This window comes from Psychrobium sp. MM17-31 (genome assembly GCF_022347785.1).
In the GTDB taxonomy this organism is placed as follows: Bacteria; Pseudomonadota; Gammaproteobacteria; order Enterobacterales; family Psychrobiaceae; genus Psychrobium.
The window spans coordinates 598,811-620,091 of record NZ_JAKRGA010000001.1; the positions used below are offsets into that span (position 1 = coordinate 598,811).

Genomic DNA, 21,281 nt, shown 5'->3' on the forward strand with positions numbered 1-21,281 from the left:
AAAGCCATCTTCACGATGGCTTTTTTATTATTGAGCGCCCGCCCTACATGGCAGCAAGAATATCTAACTTGTTGCTATAGCGAATACGCTCTTCCAACGTCGAGCTTTTCTTCTTCGCTAATTTTAAGTTTTTAAGGGCTAACTTATCCTTATCTAGTGCCGAATAACCTTTAAATAGGCCGAAATAGAACTGATCAACGTGGGGTGATAGTTTTATGGCTTTTTTATAGAGCTTCACCGCAGCTTCGTATTTACGATTACTCATTGCCACTTCCGCTTGATCAAAATAGCGATAAGGATTGCGCATTTCTGCCAGATTGATTTGACGTTGGTACTCAAATAGCTCCTGATAGCGTCCTTGAGAGCTCAATAAGATGGCTAAATTAGTAATAACATTGGTATCCTCTGGATCTAGTGCAAGCGCATATTTATATAGCCGCTCTGCGAGATCTTCCCGCTTGTTGTATCGATACAGCACTGCTAACGAATTCCATGCCGCAGCGTGCTCAGATGCATAACTTAACGACTCTTTGATGAGCCAATAAGCTCTGTCCCAATCGCGCTTAACCATGGCGTCAGCCGCCAAATTGGTAAAATACATCGCGGCCAGCTGCTGCTCGGTAATTTGCTCTTTTGCAAGACTACGGCGAGTCTCTCGTGGTAAAAAATCCAAAGTAACAAATCTACTTTGCATAAATTCATACACGGAATGCTTGGTATCATAGTTGGTATTTTGCAATTGAATATTAACGTGGCCATTAACCAAGAACAGTCCGCCATTGCGATCCCAAATTGGCGCAGTTTTAACATCGTATATTTTGTATTTAAGATCGAAGTGTTTTGCCATAGCCACGCTTAAAATCACCATCGATAGACAATTTCCTTGCTTAGACTCAAGGGTTTGAGATGCAGTGCGGGTATAGCTATTGTCATAGTCAAATCCACGATAATCTTTTTGTAATAAATTGTCGACGATTTGCTGAGTGAAAGATTGGCGGACCGAAGGCTTAATGGTGCGACTTAGCATTGCTTTTTGTACGGGCGTTAAATAATAGATATCGGTGATTTGACTAAAATCATCCGGTTTGGCGAAGTCAGAGTCGATAAAAAAAGACTGAGTATTCACATCCTCAATATCACTTTTCGTAGTAGCACAACTGGTAATAAAAAATACACAACTAATGCTAATCAATAACTTAAGTGTCATATTAACCTCCTGCGTTTGTATTTAACGAGAAGTACACCAAATTTAATTATGCATCATTAAACAGGTGCATTAGTTTAATAATAGACAGCTTATTGACCAAATTGCCAGCCTCAAGTTGTAAATGAATTTGACAAATGGCCTCCATCAACTGCACATTAACTATAAGTCTCCACCATAATTCAAACAAAAAATAGGAGTGACTAATGAAAGTATTACGCGTCGTATTTTGGATCTTTGTCGCTATGTTTATTCTTGGCGTATTTATGCCCCAGGATTATAAAATTAACCGTTCAATCGAGATAAATAGCTCCCTAGATAAGGCATTTACCTTGTCTAACGATCTCAATGAATGGAAACGTTGGAGCCCTTGGGCCCAGCTTGACGATTCGGTAAAAGTCGAAGTCGGTGAAATCAGCAGCGGCGTAGGTGCCAGCCAAAGCTGGCGTGACGATAGCGGCGGCGGCCGTTTAACCTTTATCGAAAGTGTACCCAATCAGCGTATCAGCTATAACATTTGGTTTGGGGATGCTAAACACCCTGCAATTTCAAGTATGACTTTTGAGCAAGTGACAGCCAATACTATTCGAGTTCACTGGACTATTGAAGGCGATATGCAAATGCACGTTATTGGTCCTTGGTTCGCCCTATTGATGGATACATTAGTCGGGCCTGCATTTGAATTAGGACTAGAGAATTTGAAAACTGAAGCGGAAAAATAACCTTTTATAGACCGAATGAACAAAACGCCGTGAATTAAAAACTCACGGCGTTTTTCTGTCTATGGTATTAATTCCATTCTATTAACGGATGACTCACCACAAAAAACTCATTGAGTAATGACTCTCGTTGATTATATAGCAGTTCACTACCATCAAGCTTGGTGACGACAGCGCCAGCGAGTAATGCGATACAATGCCCAGCTCCTGTGTCCCACTCCATCGTTGGTCCTAATCGCGGATAAATGTCAGCACGCCCCTGCGCCACTAAACAAAACTTCAGCGAGCTTCCTGTTGGAACAATTTCGTGTAATTCAAACTGCTCAACAAATGTCGCCATTTCCGCGCTAGGATGAGAGCGACTACCAACTACTCGGAGTTTTGTCTCGGGTTGAGTAACCGTTAAATCGAGTTTTATTGGCGCTTGTTGGCCCTCACTAAAAAAACTGCCGTTTTCTTTATCTGCCCAGAACATTTGGTCAAGTGCAGGTGCATAAACTGTAGCCATGATCGGTGTGCCATTATCTACTAACGCAATGTTGACGGTAAATTCGCCATTGCGTTTAATAAACTCCTTGGTGCCATCAAGCGGATCAACTAGCCAATATCGCTGCCACTGTTTACGCTCATCCCAGGTAATATTGGCGGACTCTTCCGATAACACAGGGATATCTGGGGTCAACTGAGCAAGCCCATCAACAATAATATGATGAGCAGCAAGATCAGCTTCCGTTATTGGGCTATCATCTTTTTTAGTCCAAGTTTGGGTTTCACCGCGGCGATAAAATTCCATAATCTTATCGCCAGCTTGTCGCGTAATAGTGATTAATTCATTGAGAATGTTAGACATTAATATATCCATGCTCGATTAAATAGTTTGTTAACTGCTCGACGCTTTGTTCGATACTTTGCTCATCGGTGTGCAGCGCAATCTCGGGATCGCTGGGGGCCTGATAGTCTGACGAAATCCCAGTAAAATTGGCAATTTCTCCAGCGCGTGCTTTTTTATAAAGCCCTTTTGGATCTCGACTTTCACATACCGCCAATGACGTTGCGACATGTACTTCAACAAACTCATCGTCATTGAGCAATGCACGCACGCTGTCGCGCTCTTTAGTAAACGGAGAAATAAATGCTGTGAGTACGATGAGCCCTGCATCACACATCAGTTTTGCCGTTTCGCCAACGCGACGAATGTTTTCAATGCGATCTTCATAGCTAAATCCTAGGTCACCACACAGGCCATGGCGCACATTGTCACCATCGAGTAGATAGGTGTGTTGACCGCGCGCATGCAGAGCACTCTCCAGTGCCCCAGCAATGGTTGATTTCCCTGAGCCACTTAAGCCAGTAAACCACAATACACAAGGCTTTTGCCGTTTTTTCTCTGCTCTTGCAGCTTTGTTGACTTGGTGTTGATGCCACACCACATTTTCATCTTTCATAAAACTCTACGCTTCCTAAATCGCTACAAATGGAAAAACCATTGGGATCATAAATAACACCACCAGCGAATACACTAAAGACAATGGAATACCAACGCGTAAATAATCGCTAAATTGATAGTTGCCCGCACTGTACACCATTAAATTGGTTTGATAACCATAGGGAGAAATAAAACTAGCACTCGCCCCAAAAATCACCGCCATAATAAACGGCCGCGGATCGATGCCGTAACCAATAGCAATGCTATAAGCAATGGGAAACGCCAAAGCCGCCGCCGCATTATTAGTGATAAGCTCAGTAAGCAATAACGTAAAAAGATAGACTGCGATAAAAGCGCCTAAAATGCCCCAGTCGCCAAAAAGAGCAAGCAGATACTCTCCCAACATTTGAGCAACACCATTATCTACCATAATATTGGCAAGCCCCAACGCAGAGCCAACAATCAGCGTTAACTCGATGGGAAATCGGCGCTTTATTTCATCAAGCGACAATACACCGCTTGCAACAAACAATACCAACAGCGCTAGCAAGCCCTTGGTTAAATCAACGGTGTTAGTAAACGCCAGCGCTAACGTGCCAATAAAGCTAGCAAGCACTAGCTTAGATTGACGGCTATCTAACTGTGCACTGACTTCACTATCGCTAATCATCACAAATTCTCGCAGATTTTTGCGATGCTGCTCAAAGCCCTTACCCGGTACTAACATCAAGGTATCGCCAGCGTGCAAGGTAATTTGCCCTAGCCCACCACTGAGCTGCTCATTGCCGCGGCGGATCGCCACGACTGCGGCGTCAAATTTTTCGCGAAAAGCACACTCTTTTAACGTTTTGCCTTTAATCGATGCAGAGTGACTAATAACGACCTCAACTAGCGCTTGGCCTTTTAAATGCGCCTTAGCGAACCATTCAAGTCCTTGCATTTCTTGCAAGATATGTAAGCTCTGAGTATCGCCAGCAAACACTAAACGATCGCCCGCTTCTAGCACCTGTGTTGGACACACTGGACGAATAAGTTCACCATTGCGCTCAATTTCCACTAAATACAGCCGTTGCAAAGCGCGTAATCGATTCTCCTCAACGGACTTACCAATCATCACAGAATCTTCACTAACCATAGCTTCAAGCATATAGGGAAGATCGGCATTACTACTATCAAAGCGATCTGGTAATCGATAGCCGCCAATAATAAGTACGATTAAGCCACACAGCACCACAGCTATACCAATTAAGGTGAAATCAAAGAAACCTATGGGCTGTAGCCCAGCATCAACGACAAAGCTATTTACAATGAGATTGGTTGATGTACCAATTAAGGTCAATGTACCGCCAAGAATCGCGGCATAAGACAGCGGTAGTAGTAACTTTGATGGTGAGTGGAAATGGTTACGCTTTAATACGCCAATCATCGACGCCACTACCGCGGAATTATTGGTAATCGATGACAAAAACGCCGTTGTCACGCCGAGTTTAGTGATTACCCAACTAAAATTTGCGTGATTAAGATGGCGTCCGACCGATTGTAATAACGAGGTTTTTTCTACTGCCAAAGAAACGACAAGCAGCAGTATTAAAGTAAAGAGCGAAGAATTGGTGAAGTTCCCCATCATTCGCTCAAAGCTAATCCAGCCAAGTAAATAACTTAAAGCTATCGCCCCAACAAATAAAATAGCGGGACGAATTTTATTAGTTAGCAGCAAGGCTACTAACGCCGTTAGCATACAAATAACGGCAGTTGCTTGGCTCATGCGCTTACTTACTCTTTAGCGCACTAATATCGAGTGCTTGCCAGTGTGGGAAGTGTTTACGCACTAAGGCGTTAAATTCAAGCTCAAACTCTGAAAACTCATGAGTTTGACTGTTTGATTCTAGCGCTTGTTCAATCATACCCGCAGCGACCGTCACATTAGTCAGGCGATCAATTAAGATAAAGCCACCGGTATCGCGCACGTCTTGATAAAGATCGAATGCAATTTTCTCAGCAAAGTTTAAATCTACTAACGCCACTTCATTAAGTGCTACTTCATCGCTCGCTTCTTGCGCTAATGTGTTTACATTAATAAGGTGTTTAATCTCGCTGATAGACACCTGCGTCTTCTTGCTGGCAATCTTTAAGTCATATTGGCGATTAATACTAAGTGGCTGCTCTCCCATCCATACCAGTTTTGCTTGTGCGCTCTGGCTAACAAACGGCAGCTGACCAGTCACCAGCATATCACCGCGACTCACATCCACTTCATCGTTAAGTGTTAAAGTGATTGCTTGCCCTTGGCTTGCAGTCTCTAACTCGCCTTCGAAAGTGACAATAGACTTCACAGTGCTTTGCTTGCCCGATGGCAATACAGTCACTTCGTCGCCAACAGCGATAGTCCCTGCAGCTAACGTGCCGCAGAAACCGCGAAAATCGAGATGGGGACGGTTAACGTATTGCACAGGTAGGCGCGCACCAACATCACTCACATCCTGCGATACTTGCACATTTTCAAGACGCACCAACAGTGAATCTTCTTGATACCACGGCATATTTTGACTTTGATTAACCACGTTATCGCCATTGAGTGCAGATAACGGCACAAACTGCACATCACGCTCACCAAGGCCCGCCACAAATTCTTGATAGTCACTGACGATTTGATCGTAAGTTTGTTGGCTAAAGTCTACTAAATCCATCTTGTTAACAGCAACGATGAAATGCTTAATACCTAGTAGTGATGCAATAAAACTGTGACGTTTTGTTTGCACCTGCACGCCGTATCGGGCGTCAATTAAGATAACAGCAACATCACAGGTGGAAGCACCTGTCGCCATGTTACGTGTGTATTGCTCGTGTCCAGGGGTATCGGCAATAATAAACTTACGCTTTTCCGTCGAAAAGTAACGATAAGCGACATCAATAGTGATCCCTTGCTCACGCTCCGCCGCTAAACCATCTACGAGTAACGCAAGATCGACAGCATCACCAGTCGTTCCCATTTTTTGGCTATCTGATTTTAGCGCCGCTAATTGATCTTCGTAAATTTGTGCACTGTCATGTAATAGACGGCCAATTAAGGTACTTTTACCATCGTCAACACTGCCACACGTCAGCAGACGTAACAAACTTTTATGCTGCTGCTTAGTTAAGTAACCTTCTACGCCAAGGTCTTTAATTTGCTGGGAAATATTTGCATTCATAATCTTATCTCAACCTTAGAAGTAACCTTGACGTTTTTTCTGTTCCATTGATGCCGACGAATCGTTATCAATAACGCGTCCTTGACGCTCTGATGAGCGAGCTAATAGCATCTCTTCAATGATCTTTGGCAAGGTATCGGCGTCTGAATCGATAGCGCCAGTTAGCGGATAACAACCAAGCGTTCTAAAACGTACTAGCTCTTGTTTGATTTCTTCGCCGTCTTCAATTGGCATGCGATCGTCATCGACCATAATCTTTACGCCATCACGCATCACAACCGGACGCTCTGCTGCGTAATACAAAGGAACGATATCGATGTTTTCTAAGAAAATGTATTGCCAGATATCGAGCTCAGTCCAGTTCGATAGTGGGAATACACGAATGCTCTCGCCTTTATTCACTTGACCATTGTAGGTATGCCATAGCTCTGGACGTTGGTTCTTAGGATCCCAGCGGTGCTGACTATCACGGAATGAATACACACGCTCTTTGGCACGTGATTTTTCTTCATCACGACGCGCACCACCAAATGCCGCATCAAAACCGTATTTATCCAATGCTTGTTTAAGACCGTCTGTCTTCATGATATCGGTGTGCTTGGCACTGCCATGGGTAAATGGATTAATCCCCATCGCCAACCCTTCAGGGTTCTTATGAACCAGTAAATCGAAACCGTGTTTCTTTGCCTGCTCATCGCGAAATGCGATCATTTCCTTAAATTTCCAATCAGTATCTACGTGAAGTAGTGGAAATGGTAATTTAGCAGGAGCAAACGCTTTACGTGCAAGGTGAAGCATAACGGCACTGTCTTTACCGACAGAATAAAGCATTACAGGATTATCAAACTCAGCGGCAACTTCACGAATAATGTGAATGCTCTCAGCTTCGAGTTGCTGTAAATGCGTTAGATTTACTTGGGTCATCGTATTTACCATCTAAGGACTTTAAATTTATAGGGTAAATATACCCTGAACCCGATATGACCTAAAATAATAGATAATTAGTTTTTATAACCGTATGGAATAGAAATTTAATTATTTATAGCAAAAACAAAAAAAGACCGAATAATCGGTCTTTTCTTAAACACTGCGCCTTTAAAGCGCTCTAATCTTGGTAACGATCTCTGATTTCCAAGAATCTATCGAGATTATCCATCATCAAATCGATTAGGCGCGGATCGAAATGTTTGCCCCGCTCTTCTCTAAACAAATTGAGGATTTTTTCCAGCGGCCATGCTTTTTTATAGCAACGATCGCTACCCAAAGCATCAAACACATCGGCAATGGCAGTAATGCGTCCATAAAGATGTATTTCATCTTTAGCGAGACCTCTTGGATAACCACTGCCGTCCCATTTTTCGTGATGGGTCAGCGCAATCGTGGCGGCAATATCTAACAATACCAGCCCGGCTCCATTTAACACGTTGTAACCTTTCAGGGCATGGGTCTTCATGATTTCCCACTCTTCGCCTTCGAGTTTTCCCGGCTTATTTAATACCGCGTCAGGAATCGCGATCTTACCAACATCGTGCAAAGGTGAAGCGCTTTTAATTAACTCTACTTCATCTTCTGGTAAGCCAACTAACTCCGCCAGCAGAGCGGAATAATACGCAACGCGTTTTACGTGGTAACCAGTTTCATTAGAGCGTGATTCAACAACCTCACCTAAGCGATAAATGATTTCTTTTTGCGATGAATCAATAATTTCGTGTAGATAAATATTTTCGATAATCGAGATAAGATTCTCGGTAAAGATGTTCAGAATATTGCGATCAATACTAGAAATTCGATTGCCTACCTTGCCGTAGAAAATCAAACTAGCCCGCTGTCCTTTACAAAACATCACAAAATATTGATCGCGATATATATTGCCTTGCTCAGCAATAGCTTGCTCGATTAAATCGCGCTTACTAGGCTCTAACGTTTCCAACGAAATAGCTTCTTCGAATTCGTCAGAGTCATGCAGTAAAAATCGAGAGAACTCGCCAGTCTCATTATTGATAGCATAGGCACCGGACTCATCGCCATAAACCTTATCGTCAGGAATATGCAATAACTCTTTGAGTTGCGTTAGCGTTAGACTCACGAATGATTTAAGTCCATGCATCGATGAAATACCACGCGATGCAATAATCAATCGCTCAAGCGCAGCTTTCGAGCGAATAACTGCATTGATGTCTTTATAAGAACGTAGATTTGAATAGAGAATGGTGTAAAGCTTAGCTGACGTTAATTCTGTTTTATTCTTGTAATCATTAATGTCGTAATCGCGAATCACCTGATGCTCCGGTGCTTGACCCGGTTGGCCAGTTCGCAGAACAATACGCACGGAGTGGTTATTGAGCTCACGCCTAATATATGCAGCTAACTCAAGACCCGCTTGATCGGTTTCCATTACAACATCAAGCAGAATAAGTGCAATATCGTCTTCATCAGCAAGAATGTCTTTGGCTTGACGAGCACTATAGGCATGATGCAATTCAAGCTCTCGCTCTTGAAACTCAAATGACCCCAAGGCTAACGTTGTTACCGCATGAACATCCTTTTCATCATCAACCACCAATACTTTCCATGGTGGCCTAGAAGCAGTGACAGTTTGAACGTCTTCTTCTGAAAATAAAAACATATCGTCCATAATCACTCCTAACCTTGAATAATCTTAACGATGTTATGGACATTTTCCACAGACCGATCTATTACGGCACTCAATGCGTCTGCGTCCAAATCTAACTGGTAATCATCTGAAATATGCTGAATCAATGACATTGACTTAATTTGACTCGTTTCAAAAATCTGATCGCTAATATCAATTGCAGCATTTAAACAACTACATTTCAATTGATTATTTTCACTGCTATGAGCACTAAACTGATTGGTTACCAAATCTATCAAATCATCACCAAGTTGCCACTTCTTTAACAGCTCACTAGAAATATCGACAAATGTAAAGCCTAAGGTTTCTTTTTCAAAACCGCGTTCTTTATGTTCTTCGCCAACAACATCAGCAAGCTTAACCATATAGTATGGTAAACGTTCTAGCACTATTAGAAAACCAATATTGTGAAGTAGTCCGGCGACAAACATTGCACCTTCTTTGCGCTGAGATTTCAACTGATAAAGCTCTCGCGCAATAATGGCAGTAAACACACTATGCTGCCAATAATCCTTGAGGTTGATTTTATTGCGGCCCGCGCCTTTAAAGACAAGAGCTGCTGACGTTGCAATTGCAATATTACACAACTCATCAGTGCCAATTTTTTGAATGGCTTCGTCTATGGTAGAAATGTTTCCCTTTCTGCTATAAAGGGCGCTATTAGCCAATTTTAATACTCGAAAAGTCAAGGCAGGGTCGTGACTAACTAAACAAGCAATGTCGTCAACAGAACTATTTTTACTGTTAACTAAACTATTCAATTGCAGGCAGATGTCTGGCAATGTGTATAGTTTATTTGCTTTAGTCACAAATTCGGAAAGCTCAAGCATAAAAGATGACAACTCCTTTTCGACAACTTAATTTAGGGAAGACGCATTTTGCTAATAAAAAAAGTGTAGCAGAGAGATATCGCATTGCTAATTTAATACGTGATCTTATTCAATAAAAAAGCCGAAGAGAACTTCGGCTTTTTAGTAATTAAGTTTTAGAAAGACGTTTTATCGAATTTAAATCTCGAAATGCAAACCGCATTCTCGCTTTAAGCCATTGAATCTAGTCTCTTCTTCCGTCATTCCCGCTTCGAGTTTACGGGTGGAATGAACATCCCCTAAGCTGACATAACCTTCTTCCCACAATGGGTGATATGGCAAATCAAATTGCGTGAGATATTCATGTACCTGTTTATTGTGTAAATCAATAATAGGTAAAAACTTATAGCGCGTACCACGAATTTCGACAAACGGCAGCCCTTCGCGGGAGCTTGCTTGCTGTGAGCGCAGACCAGAGAACCAAGTGCCAATCTCTAAATCTTCTAATGCACGCTGCATCGGCTCAACTTTATTACGCTTATTATAAGCATCTAAACCATCGAGGCCTTGCTCCCACTCTTTACCATAACGCGCTTGTTGCCACGCAGGGCTTAGTTCGCTCTGATAAACCTTCAAGTTAAGTGACAAACGATTCGTTAGCTTGTCAATAAACTGATAGGTCTCAGGAAACAAATGGCCGGTGTCGGTTAAGATCACCGGAATATCCGCTTGCTCTTGCGTAAGAAGATGAAGCATTAACGCTGATTGAATACCGAAACTCGACGACAAGCCATGAGTGCCCGGCAAGTTAGCAAGTGCCCATTGTACGCGCTCTTGAGGCGTCAACTCAGCTAAGGCTTTATTGACCTTAGCTAGAATCGCGTGCTGATCGGATTCTGGCGCCGATAACAGCGCCACAAAGTCGATATCATCGAACAATTTAGTCATGAAAGTCTCCCGCGCTAGTTAGCACGGCTTTAACTTCTTGAGTGCGAACTAGGAAATCGCCAAAATATTCACCGTCAGTGCGCTCATTAGCAAAACGCGCGATACGGCCATCAAGATCGGCTAAGATCTCTTCTTCGTTACCATTCTCTAGTACCATCTTACTGATACGTGTGCCGTCAAAAGCGGCGCCCAAGTACAGGTTATAACGACCAGGTCCTTTACCAACCAAACCAATTTCAGCAGCATAAGGACGCGCACAACCATTTGGACAACCAGTCATACGCATCACAATTGGCTGATCGCCAACGCCGTGTTTTTCAAGCAGTGCATCAATCTTGTCGGTAAACTCAGGGAAGTAACGCTCAGCTTCTGCCATACCTAGGGCACAAGTCGGCAGTGATACACAGGCAATAGAATGTTTACGTAGCGGCGTTAAACGCTCACCTAAAATGCCATATTGACGAGCAAGCGCTTCGATTTGCGCTTTATCTTCTTCGGCAACATTGGCAACTATCATGTTTTGGTTTGAAGTCATTCTAAAGTCGCCTTTGTGCACCTTAGCAATCTCTCTGAAACCTGTTTGAATCTCTTTACCCGGTACGTCTTTAATACGACCACATTCGATGTACAGCGTTAGATGCCATTTGCCATCAGTGCCTTTAACCCAACCAAAGCGATCGCCACGCGTAGTAAATTCAACTTGCTTTGGCGGCTGAATATCAACGCCAGAGCGCTTAGCAACTTCGGCTCTAAAGGCTTCGATACCGTGCTTCTGTACTGTGTACTTAAGACGTGCGTATTTACGGTCGGTACGATTACCCCAATCGCGCTGAGTCGTAATCACCGCTTTGGCAATTTCAATGGTATCTTCTAGGGCAATAAAACCTAAGTCATCAGCTAGGCGCGGGAAAGTTGTCTTATCGCCATGAGTCGCCCCCATGCCGCCGCCAACAGTCACGTTGAAACCAATAAGCTTGCCATTGTCGCTAACAGCGATAAAGCCAAGACAGTTGGTGTACACATCAACATCATTGTGCGGCGGTACAGCAACGGCAATTTTAAATTTACGCGGTAGGTAAGTCTCACCGTACATAGGCTCAGTTTCATTGCTAGTAACCTTTTCGCCATCAAGCCAGATTTCAGCATAAGCGTTAGTACGTGGTAATAACTTTTCAGAAAGTGCCACAGACCACTCATACGCTTGTTGATGAAGCTCAGACTCAACAGGGTTTGGGTTACACATCACGTTGCGGTTTACATCGCCACAGGCAGCAATAGAATCAAGTGATGAGGTATCAAGCGCTTGAATCAGCGGCTTTAAGTTGCGCTTTAAAATACCGTGGTACTGAAACGTTTGACGCGTGGTTAAACGAATACTTTGGCTCATGGTAAGTTCGCTAGCGATCTTATCTACGTCTAGCCATTGCTGTGGTGTGCATACACCGCCAGGTACACGGGCACGTAGCATAAAGCTATGTAGCGGCTCTAGCTTTTGAGCTTGACGCTCAGCGCGTAAATCGCGGTCGTCTTGCTGATAAAAGCCGTGGAATTTTGACAGCTGTGTGTCATCAACATACAGCGCGCCAGTAATATTGTTTTGCAAACCTTCTTCGATAGTACCGCGCAGAAGGTTACTATCAGCTTTGATATATTCGTTAGCTGCTAATTTAGTATCGCTCATTAGTAAACATCCTTCTGATAGCGCTTGCTATCACGTAAGTTAATTAGGTATTCGTTAGCTTCTTCAATCGTTTTATTACCGTATTCGCTGATCACATCAACTAGTGCTTGATGCACGTCTTTCGCCATGTAGTTGGCATCGCCACAAATGTACAGTGACGCGCCATTTTCTAGCCACTGGAAGATATCTTTGCCCTGCTCAACAATGCGGTGCTGAACGTAAACTTTTTCTTCTTGATCACGAGAGAACGCTAAATCGATGCGGTTTAACACGCCGCGCTCTTTAAAGTCTTGTAGCTCAACTTGGTATAAGAAATCATCGGTAAAGTGTTGGTTACCGAAGAATAACCAGTTTTCACCACTCGCTTCTGTGTTATCACGCTCTTGTAAGAAGGCGCGGAATGGCGCAATCCCCGTACCTGGACCAATCATAATGGCAGACTTATCTTGTGCCGGTAGACGGAAGTTATCGTTGTGCTCAACAAATACACGTACTTGCGAGTCTTCTTGCAGACGGTGCGCTAGGAAGCTTGAAGCCGCGCCCTGATGGGCGTGACCATGAGCGTCGTATTCAACCACAGCAACAGTTAGGTGAACTTCTTCTTCAACTTCACTCATTGCAGAGGCAATAGAATAGAGACGTGGTGTTAGCTTGCGCAATGCAGCAACAAGCTGCTCGGTGCTAATTGCCGCAGGATAGTCACGTACAACATCAATCACTTGGCGCTGGGTAATATAAGCACGAGTTGCGTCTTTGTCTTCGCTTAGCTTAACTAATTCACTGATATTAGCTGCTTCACCATAAGCGCTAATAAAACCAGGATGAAGCTGAGTTAACTCATAGTTTTCAATGAGTGCTTGTTCGATAGTTAATGTCTCGCCACCAACATCAACTGTTGCGGCAGCATCGATATTTAATAGCGTCAGTAAGTCACTCACTAGCTTAGGATCGTTATCGAACCATACGCCTAATGCATCACCAGGCTGGTAAGTAATACCTGAGTCTTCTAATGAAATCTCGATGTGTCTAACGTCTTTATTAGCACTGCGCGCAGTAATCTTAGGATTCGCTAATAAAGTTGCTTTATACGGATTTTTCTTGGTGTACTGACTTTTGCCACTACCAAATGCTGGTGCACTGGCAGCTGCCACTGGAGCCGCCGCAGTTAACGTTTCTTGAACAATGCTAAGAGCCCCAGCCGCCCACGCAGCTGCGTCCTCTTCATAATCGACATCACAATCTTTACGTTCAAGTACAGATTGCGCGCCTAACGCTGCTAAACGCTCATCAAAATCAATGGCTGTTTGACAGAAAAATTCGTAACTAGAATCACCTAGACCTAATACTGAATATTTAAGGCCGTCTAACTTTGGTGCGCGCTTTGAGGCTAAGAATTCGTGTAATTGAATGGCATCATCAGGCGGCTCGCCTTCACCATTGGTACTGACAACAATTAATAGGTGGCTTTCATTTTTAAGCTGCTTCGCCTTGTAATTGCCCATCGACACTAACTCAACGTTAATGCCCATAGCCTTCGCTTGCTCAGCTACTTCACCAGCAACCCCTTTCGAGTTACCCGTTTGCGAGCCGTACATTACGGTTAATTTACCGGCAGGCACATCGGCGACAGGAGCTACAGCCCCACCTTGACTAATACCAGCGAGATAACCGCTGACCCATGAGAGTTCCACTGCCGACATTGAAGCCGTCAGCTGTTTTAATGAGTCGATCTGCTGCTGTGACAGCGGACTGCTCAATGAATTTAATTGTTGTAGTGACATGTCAATTACCTGAAAGACGCCCTATTGCTAATAGCAAGCATACTAACGCGCGCTTCAAATAACCCAAAAGAATAAAAATTGATTTTTTATTTCTTTTTTGAATAAAAAGAAAGGAAGGATATAGGAATAAGATAGAAGAAAATGAAATGCCCCACGAAACGTGAGGCATTAGGCAGGTATTAGCAGATTAGAAGTGAACTTCTAAACCAGCAAAGAAACCTGAAAACTCGAGATCGGCATTGATGTCATCAACATCATCAAGCTCAATCACAACTTCGCGATAACCGGCAGTTAAGGCCACATCAACGGCAATATTATCTATAAGATCGTAACCTAGGCCCACTTCGTAATCGTGAACTTTACTGCCATCGTATGACACAAAGTTAGCGTCGCCGTATACGTATAATCCCGCAAAAGGAATACGTACTTTTGCAGCAGCATAACCCATAGGTAACCATACTGAAACTTCTTCCATACTTGATTGCGTGCCGTCTTCAACTAGGAAATCACCTTTAATGTTCTTGGCGGTTAAACCAAAATCAAAAGCAACTAAATCGTTGTCTAATAACTCCCAGTATAAAGTTGCATCGTTATTAGTGAAATCCAACGTCGTATCGATATTCTCGTTAACGCGATAGGTCTTTCCACCAAAAGTGAAAGCCGCATTAAGGTCAGCGCTACCGTTAGTTTCTAATTTACCAACACGAATACGAGCATTCGGCACTAATGGTACTGGATGTTCGAATTTCAAATACAGGTTAGTATTGGTTTTTTCTTCGAAAGCAAAGTCAACAAGATTAGCGTTTTGTGAGAAGCCACCACTGGCTTCGTTTTGCCAACCTTGAGCACCAACATAAACGCCTAACACATCAGCTTTAGCTGGCAGTGCAAATGCAGTAACAAGTGCAGATGCAAGGGCAAGTTTTTTAAAAGTCATTTCAAATCCTTGATTTTAAAATATTTATAAATTTAATCTGCGGCAAATTCTTCGTGACCACTGCCACTACTTTGCTCTTTATCCTTGCTGTAACAAGGTGTTAAGGTCGATTATCGCAGCATTAGCGCGAGAAATATAGTTAGCCATGACTAAAGAATGATTGGCCATAGGTCCAAAACCACTACCATTTAAGATCATTGGCGACCAAATCGTGTCTTGTGTTTGCTCTAGCTCGCGAATAATTTGTCGCAAACTCACCAAGGCATTTTTCTTCTCCAGCACCGCGTGAAAATCAATTTCAATGGCTTTTAAGAAATGAATTAACGCCCAGCTAGAGCCGCGTGCTTCATAAAATACATCGTCAAGTTGCCACCAACTGGTTTTTACTAATTGATTACTCGCCGTGCCAGTTGATTGAGTGGCAGCACTATCACCCGCTAAATCTGTGTTTAAGCGCTCTTGCCCCACACTGGCGCTTAGGCGTTGTGACAAGCTACCAAGACGCTTTTCAACTTCTTTTAACCACTCAGTTAAATTATCGGCACGGGCGTAGAACTGTGCATCGGATGCTGGATTCGCTAAGCGAGTACGATATAACTCGAAATGTTTAAGAGCTTTTTTGTACTCACTTTCAGTACTTGGGAAAATCCAGCGGTTGTTGTCAAAATTGAGACTAGGCTGCGCCTTGACCAAATCAGGATCTTCAACCGATTGCGATTGAGAACGAGATAAATCGTTGCGCAGCACTAACGCCAAATCACGCACTTGCTGCAGCGCGCCGTATTCAAAAGCAGGCATATTATCCATTAGTACCGACGGATACATTTTATCGTTAGTTAAATAGCCACCCGGCTTATTAAGCAAGGTATCAGTTACCGAAATAACCGCGGTCATGGTGGCAAAACCAGTAACAGGATCGACACCCAAGGTTTGGGCTTGCTCAACACTTAGCTGCTTAATATCAGCAACGTCAGGCTCAATATCCCACCAAATAGACAACACGCCACCAACGGCTACAACGCCAGCAACGATGCCCGCCACAATATTCTTGTTAAACTTAATCATAATAACGCCCTCATTGGCTTAATTCTATCTGCCTGCAACATAGCAAAAATTATTGATAATACAAAGAATAAAACGCGATTGAGAGCACTCAATCGCGTATTTAAAATAGGAGTTTAGAACTATTAGTCTAGCCAGCGATTCTTCGGCGGTAAAGTCACCGCCAAAATCACATAGATAATCAGAGTAGGAACAGAGAAGAGTAATAACGAAACTAATGCTGCAATACGCACCCATTTACGTTCAACGTTAAGACCACGGGCGATACCAGCACAAATACCAGCAACCAAACCATTGGTTGTATCTTTTCTAAAACGGTGTAATAAGCTCATATAACATTCCCTAATCATTTCATAAATCAATTACGCTGATTTAATCAAGGTATGTGCCATATAAATAACCTATTGTTATATATAAGGTAAGTTAACTTAAACAATATTTAAAAAAGCTAAAAATACTAGTTTTTCGCTATTTTGACCATTCAAAAAGTATAGTTCAATTAAACTGCTGGCTCACTCACTAACGACAGCGCTTGTTCAATCACTTCTATGCCAGCGCCTTTCTTAGTGGCGTTTTCACTGATATAACGACGCCATTGTTTAGCCCCCGTCATCCCCATAAAGAGCGTTAGCATATGACGGGAAATATGATTTAACTTACCGCCATTTTGCAGGTGTTTATCGATGTATGGCAGCATGTGTTCTACTACCTGATGACGTGACAGAATTTCACGATCATCGCCAAATATCTCGCTATCAACACCCGCTAACACATATGGATTCTGATAGGCTTCGCGACCAATCATTACGCCATCAACATGTTCTAAATGTTCTTTAGTTTGCTCTAGGCTAGTAATACCTCCGTTAATAGAGATAATTAAATCGCTAAAATCGCGCTTTAGTTGATAAACACATTCATAGTTTAGTGGCGGAATTTCACGATTCTGCTTCGGACTTAAGCCACTAAGCCATGCTTTACGGGCATGAACAATAAAGGTTTCACAGCCAGCTTCACTTACTTCACCAACAAAATCAGTTAAAAACTGGTAACTATCTAACTCATCGATACCGATGCGATGTTTTACTGTTACAGGAATATCAACTACTGCTCGCATCGCATCAACGCATTCAGCCACCAGCTTAGGTTCAGCCATTAGACACGCGCCGAAACGACCGTTTTGCACGCGATCCGACGGACAGCCCACATTGAGGTTCACTTCATCATAGCCATATTCTTGCGCGCGTTTAGCACAAACAGCCAAATCAGCAGGATTACTCCCCCCAAGCTGCAATGCCAATGGATGCTCTTCATCGTTATAAGATAAGTAATCCCCTTTACCATGAATAATCGCGCCAGTGGTTACCATCTCCGTATAAAGCAATTGATGCTTACTAATCAAGCGAACCATGTAACGATAGTGCCTATCTGTCCAGTCCAACATAGGCGCAATGGAAAGGCGATGTGAATTATTCATGAGTAACTTTTACCGTAAAAACAACTGTGGAATTTAGTGGCGGCAATTGTAATGGAAAGGCGGTTTAGGCACAAAGTTAATATTGAAATTTGAGATACTAAGCTTGATATCAAACGGGCATGGCGAAAAAATTAATGAATACCTTCTTCTTATTCATTAAGTTAATTTGCCTAAAAAAGATATCATTGGACTCGATCAGAATTTCCATTGCGATTCAACATAAGAAATAGAGGCTGAGCTCTCTAAACAGATTTGCGATTGATTGAGTTTCTCTAAGCTATCTGCAATTTCATCACCTAAGATAAGCTCATTTTCTTTAACACTAACCCATGTATCACGACCTGAGTTTTTAGCGCAGTAAAGGGCTTTATCTGCCAAGTTAATGCATTCGGACCAGCTGAGGTTTTCAGGTTTTCTCGCAAAAAATGGATAGCCACATAAACCAATGGAGCAGGTCATGTTAATTTCAATATCACCTTCTATTTTTATCGAAGTTTGTTTAATTTTTTGGCGCAGGCGTTCGGCGATGGATTCTGCACGTTCGCTAGAAGATTCTTTAACGATCAGTAAAAACTCTTCGCCACCCCACCTCACTAAATGATCGCTATCTCTGGCGATTAAACGAATACGCTTGGTAATTTCAATCAACACCGCATCACCACTTTGATGGCCGTATTTGTCATTGACGCGTTTAAAGTGATCGACATCAATCAGGATGAATACGACATCGCCACCATCAACTCGTTTATCTGTGCGCTGCTCATCGCTATATTTTTCAAGCACATTAGCCGCTTCGACTTGCATTGCTTGTTCTAGATAACGACGGTTTTTAAGGTCAGTTAACGGATCTGTCATGCTCATAGTGGCTAATTCATCTGTCAATTGTTGCAAAGACAGCGTCCGCTTTTGTACTTCACTTTCTAAATAATCTTGCCGCTTCTGCAGTCTCGCAGTTCGATATCTGACAAAACAATAAACAAATAAAGCCAATAGAATAATTCCGCCAATCTTCGCCGCTATAGTTTGATACCAAAACGGTAAAACTTTAACGTGCATAACATGAAGATCTGGGTTCCACTGTTCCAATCGATTGCTATTTTGGATCTCCAATTGATAGTCACCCGGCGGCAAGGTTGTAAAAACCGCAACCCGATTATCAGCTGCGCGCTCATGCCATTGCTCGTTCAAACCAATTAAGCGATAACGGTATTTTATGTTCGATGCTAAAAAGTCTAGTGACGAGAAATTTACAGTCAGTTCATTGCTATTCGGCTCAATAACAATAGGCTGTTTAGCCACGGTTCCAACCTTAGGAGCATAGCTAGTAAAATCACCCGAACTAGCAGAGGTTACGACAAGCTTAGGAAATCCCGAGCTAACCTGCCAAAGCTCAGGCTTAATTAGCGTCATGCCGCCTCTGCCGCCAAATAACAATTCACCGTGCGAAGTTTTTAATAGCGACTGACGATAATAAGGCGCAAACAGCACACCGTCTTGAGATGATAATTGCTGCACTGCGAGAGTGTTACTGTTAATAGCGTCAATACCTAAACTGCCACCGCTCCAGATATTTCCAAACTCGTCAAATTCCATCGAGCGAATAACATTACTTGATAGTCCTTGCTCTTTGGTCATTTGAGTAAAATGATTTGGATGCAACCCTGGCTCACCGACAAAAATGCCATTGCCCTCGGTGCTGATCCAAAGTCGCTGCTGTTTATCAAGCAAGATTGCAGAGATGAAGCTCGTCGCTAACAAATTGTTTTGCGCTGTGATGTCATGAGTCTTCTCACCTTGACTATTTATCCAAACAGGCCCTTGCCAGGTACCGACAACATACTCATTTTTCGAAAGCGGTGTGATAGCCGTTGTGCGAATATCCTCAAACTCGCGCGATAGATTGATCGCCAACGCGCTTGGCTTTTCATGCTTATCAAGCTTCCACAAACCATCTGTGCCACCAGCAAAGATGTCATCATCAATAACTTCAACAATACCGCTATACGCGTTTGCTGTACGCCTAGAAAACTCCAACCTATTTAATTCGGACTCGCTATGGGTATAAACTCCCCAATTGCTACCAATGATGACCTTATCTGACTCGGTCTTAGCTAAAGATTCAATCGCCCCAGCAGGTAATGAATTTTGCGGATTATTGGCATTGATGGCTAAGTGATTTACTCTGCCTTGTTGTGGATTTAGGATATCGATTCCCTTCTGGCGCAATCCTAACCAAATCTGGCCATTGCCATTTTCAAGAATCGAATTAACGTTAGTGTCTGAAATACCATTAGTGCGAGACGTATCACCAAAGAAGCTCAACACCGATGTCTGCGAAGCATCAAATAGGCTTAAGCCTAAACTACTGCCCACCAATACAAGTCCATTGTTCTCGGCATAGAGATCCCAAATCTCGTTATTGAGAATACTATGTTGATTTAAACGATCACTTTCTATTCTGTTGCTGCTATCAATTCCACTCTTTTTAGCGCCACCACGTACCATTTCAATAATGCCGTGACCATAACTACCAAGCCACACAACGCCAGGCGCAATTTCCGTCATCGCGTAAATCCATTCTTTATTAAAGTTTGGAATTGGCGGCTGACTTACATTTTTTTCAGCATCAATTATCAATACACCATTGGCTGGCGTGCCAATCCATATATCGCCAAAACTATCTTGTAGTAATGCAGAAATTCGATTGTTCGACGCTAACTCATCAGATAAATCAAAACGGGAAAATTCATGCGCTGCCTCTTCTTTGTAAAAAAGCCCTTGATTAGTGGCTAGCCAAACCGTTTTATCATTGGCCTGTAAAAGATCGAAAGTACGCCATGGTGCACCAGTTGGCGATAATTCATAGGATTGTAAGGCAGCTGATTGAGTATTGTATTTGAAAACCGCTTGGTTAGTCGTCAACCATATAACCGACGAATCTGCACCGGTGCCAATTGAAAGATCAGTAATTGATGTGACTTTGCCCGGTAATAAATCGTGTTGCACAAAATTACGCGTAGCGGGATCAAATTCAATCAGTCCTCTACTGGTTCCCAGCCATAGTTTTCCATTCACACAGAGCTTTATTGCATTGACACTGTTTGCCGTTAACAGTGGCGAAGCAACTCTTTCAAAGTTATGGCCATCAAATCGCGCTAATCCTTCACTAGTCCACAACCAAATAAAGCCCGCAGAATCTTTAGCTATCGCACTTACTGCGCCATGCGGTAAGCCATCTTTAACCGTATAATTTTTGAAAACGCGGTCATGCCAGCCCCACCGCTGCGATGCCATAACCTGAGTGCTCACCAATAAAAACAATATGAGCAGAAGAGAAATATACCTTTTGATAGCTGTCATTCCATAGCTAGGGTGAAGATAATCAAGAGTTATCAC

At 42.8% G+C, this 21,281-nt stretch carries 17 protein-coding genes; 1 reads left to right on the forward strand and 16 read right to left on the reverse strand.

Going from position 1 to position 21,281, the window contains the following annotated elements; all coding sequences use genetic code 11:
- Positions 1-43 precede the first annotated feature (43 nt).
- A complete protein-coding gene (locus MHM98_RS02645) occupies positions 44-1,207 on the reverse strand; it encodes a hypothetical protein (protein ID WP_239437679.1) in 1,164 nt (387 codons plus the stop codon).
- 203 nt (positions 1,208-1,410) lie between these two features.
- Here MHM98_RS02645 and MHM98_RS02650 point away from each other — a divergent pair, with 203 nt between their 5' ends.
- A complete protein-coding gene (locus tag MHM98_RS02650; protein WP_239437680.1) occupies positions 1,411-1,926 on the forward strand; it encodes an SRPBCC family protein in 516 nt (171 codons plus the stop codon).
- A 67-nt stretch (positions 1,927-1,993) separates the two neighbouring features.
- Here MHM98_RS02650 and cysQ read toward each other — a convergent pair whose 3' ends face one another.
- From cysQ to MHM98_RS02725, 15 genes are all read right to left on the reverse strand, one after another.
- Positions 1,994-2,779 carry a 3'(2'),5'-bisphosphate nucleotidase CysQ gene (gene cysQ, locus MHM98_RS02655; RefSeq protein WP_239438053.1) on the reverse strand — a complete coding sequence of 262 codons (786 nt, stop codon included), beginning with the start codon at positions 2,777-2,779 and terminating at the stop codon, positions 1,994-1,996.
- Positions 2,766-3,368, reverse strand: a complete 603-nt coding sequence (gene cysC / locus MHM98_RS02660) for an adenylyl-sulfate kinase (RefSeq protein ID WP_239437682.1) — start codon at positions 3,366-3,368, stop codon at positions 2,766-2,768. Before cysC ends, cysQ begins: the two co-directional genes overlap by 14 nt.
- A 15-nt stretch (positions 3,369-3,383) precedes the next feature.
- On the reverse strand, positions 3,384-5,114 hold the full coding sequence (locus tag MHM98_RS02665; RefSeq protein WP_239437683.1) for an SLC13 family permease: 1,731 nt from the start codon (positions 5,112-5,114) through the stop codon (positions 3,384-3,386).
- A gap of 4 nt (positions 5,115-5,118) precedes the next feature.
- A complete protein-coding gene (gene cysN / locus MHM98_RS02670; RefSeq protein WP_239437684.1) occupies positions 5,119-6,540 on the reverse strand; it encodes a sulfate adenylyltransferase subunit CysN in 1,422 nt (473 codons plus the stop codon).
- Positions 6,541-6,555: 15 nt separating this feature from the next.
- On the reverse strand, positions 6,556-7,464 hold the full coding sequence (gene cysD, locus MHM98_RS02675; RefSeq protein ID WP_239437685.1) for a sulfate adenylyltransferase subunit CysD: 909 nt from the start codon (positions 7,462-7,464) through the stop codon (positions 6,556-6,558).
- Positions 7,465-7,645: 181 nt separating this feature from the next.
- Positions 7,646-9,175 carry an HD domain-containing phosphohydrolase gene (locus tag MHM98_RS02680; protein WP_239437686.1) on the reverse strand — a complete coding sequence of 510 codons (1,530 nt, stop codon included), beginning with the start codon at positions 9,173-9,175 and terminating at the stop codon, positions 7,646-7,648.
- Positions 9,176-9,183: 8 nt separating this feature from the next.
- A complete protein-coding gene (locus MHM98_RS02685) occupies positions 9,184-10,023 on the reverse strand; it encodes an HDOD domain-containing protein (protein ID WP_239437687.1) in 840 nt (279 codons plus the stop codon).
- Positions 10,024-10,200: 177 nt separating this feature from the next.
- Positions 10,201-10,950, reverse strand: a complete 750-nt coding sequence (locus tag MHM98_RS02690) for a phosphoadenylyl-sulfate reductase (RefSeq protein ID WP_239437688.1) — start codon at positions 10,948-10,950, stop codon at positions 10,201-10,203.
- Positions 10,943-12,631, reverse strand: coding sequence for an assimilatory sulfite reductase (NADPH) hemoprotein subunit (cysI, locus tag MHM98_RS02695; RefSeq protein ID WP_239437689.1), 1,689 nt, complete (start codon positions 12,629-12,631; stop codon positions 10,943-10,945). Before cysI ends, MHM98_RS02690 begins: the two co-directional genes overlap by 8 nt.
- Complete coding sequence (locus tag MHM98_RS02700) at positions 12,631-14,412, reverse strand: assimilatory sulfite reductase (NADPH) flavoprotein subunit (protein ID WP_239437690.1); 1,782 nt, start codon at positions 14,410-14,412, stop codon at positions 12,631-12,633. Before MHM98_RS02700 ends, cysI begins: the two co-directional genes overlap by 1 nt.
- Before the next feature lie 187 nt (positions 14,413-14,599).
- A complete protein-coding gene (locus MHM98_RS02705) occupies positions 14,600-15,349 on the reverse strand; it encodes a TIGR04219 family outer membrane beta-barrel protein (RefSeq protein WP_239437691.1) in 750 nt (249 codons plus the stop codon).
- A 78-nt stretch (positions 15,350-15,427) separates the two neighbouring features.
- Positions 15,428-16,414 carry a DUF2333 family protein gene (locus MHM98_RS02710; RefSeq protein ID WP_239437692.1) on the reverse strand — a complete coding sequence of 329 codons (987 nt, stop codon included), beginning with the start codon at positions 16,412-16,414 and terminating at the stop codon, positions 15,428-15,430.
- Between the two features lie 122 nt (positions 16,415-16,536).
- Entirely contained in the window at positions 16,537-16,743 is a 207-nt protein-coding gene (locus MHM98_RS02715) for a PspC domain-containing protein (RefSeq protein WP_239437693.1), read from the reverse strand.
- A gap of 167 nt (positions 16,744-16,910) precedes the next feature.
- The gene (gene dusA / locus MHM98_RS02720; protein ID WP_239437694.1) at positions 16,911-17,885 is read right to left on the reverse strand and encodes a tRNA dihydrouridine(20/20a) synthase DusA; all 975 of its coding nucleotides are present in this window, start codon (positions 17,883-17,885) and stop codon (positions 16,911-16,913) included.
- Positions 17,886-18,080: 195 nt separating this feature from the next.
- A complete protein-coding gene (locus tag MHM98_RS02725; RefSeq protein ID WP_239437695.1) occupies positions 18,081-21,179 on the reverse strand; it encodes a ligand-binding sensor domain-containing diguanylate cyclase in 3,099 nt (1,032 codons plus the stop codon).
- Positions 21,180-21,281 lie beyond the last annotated feature (102 nt).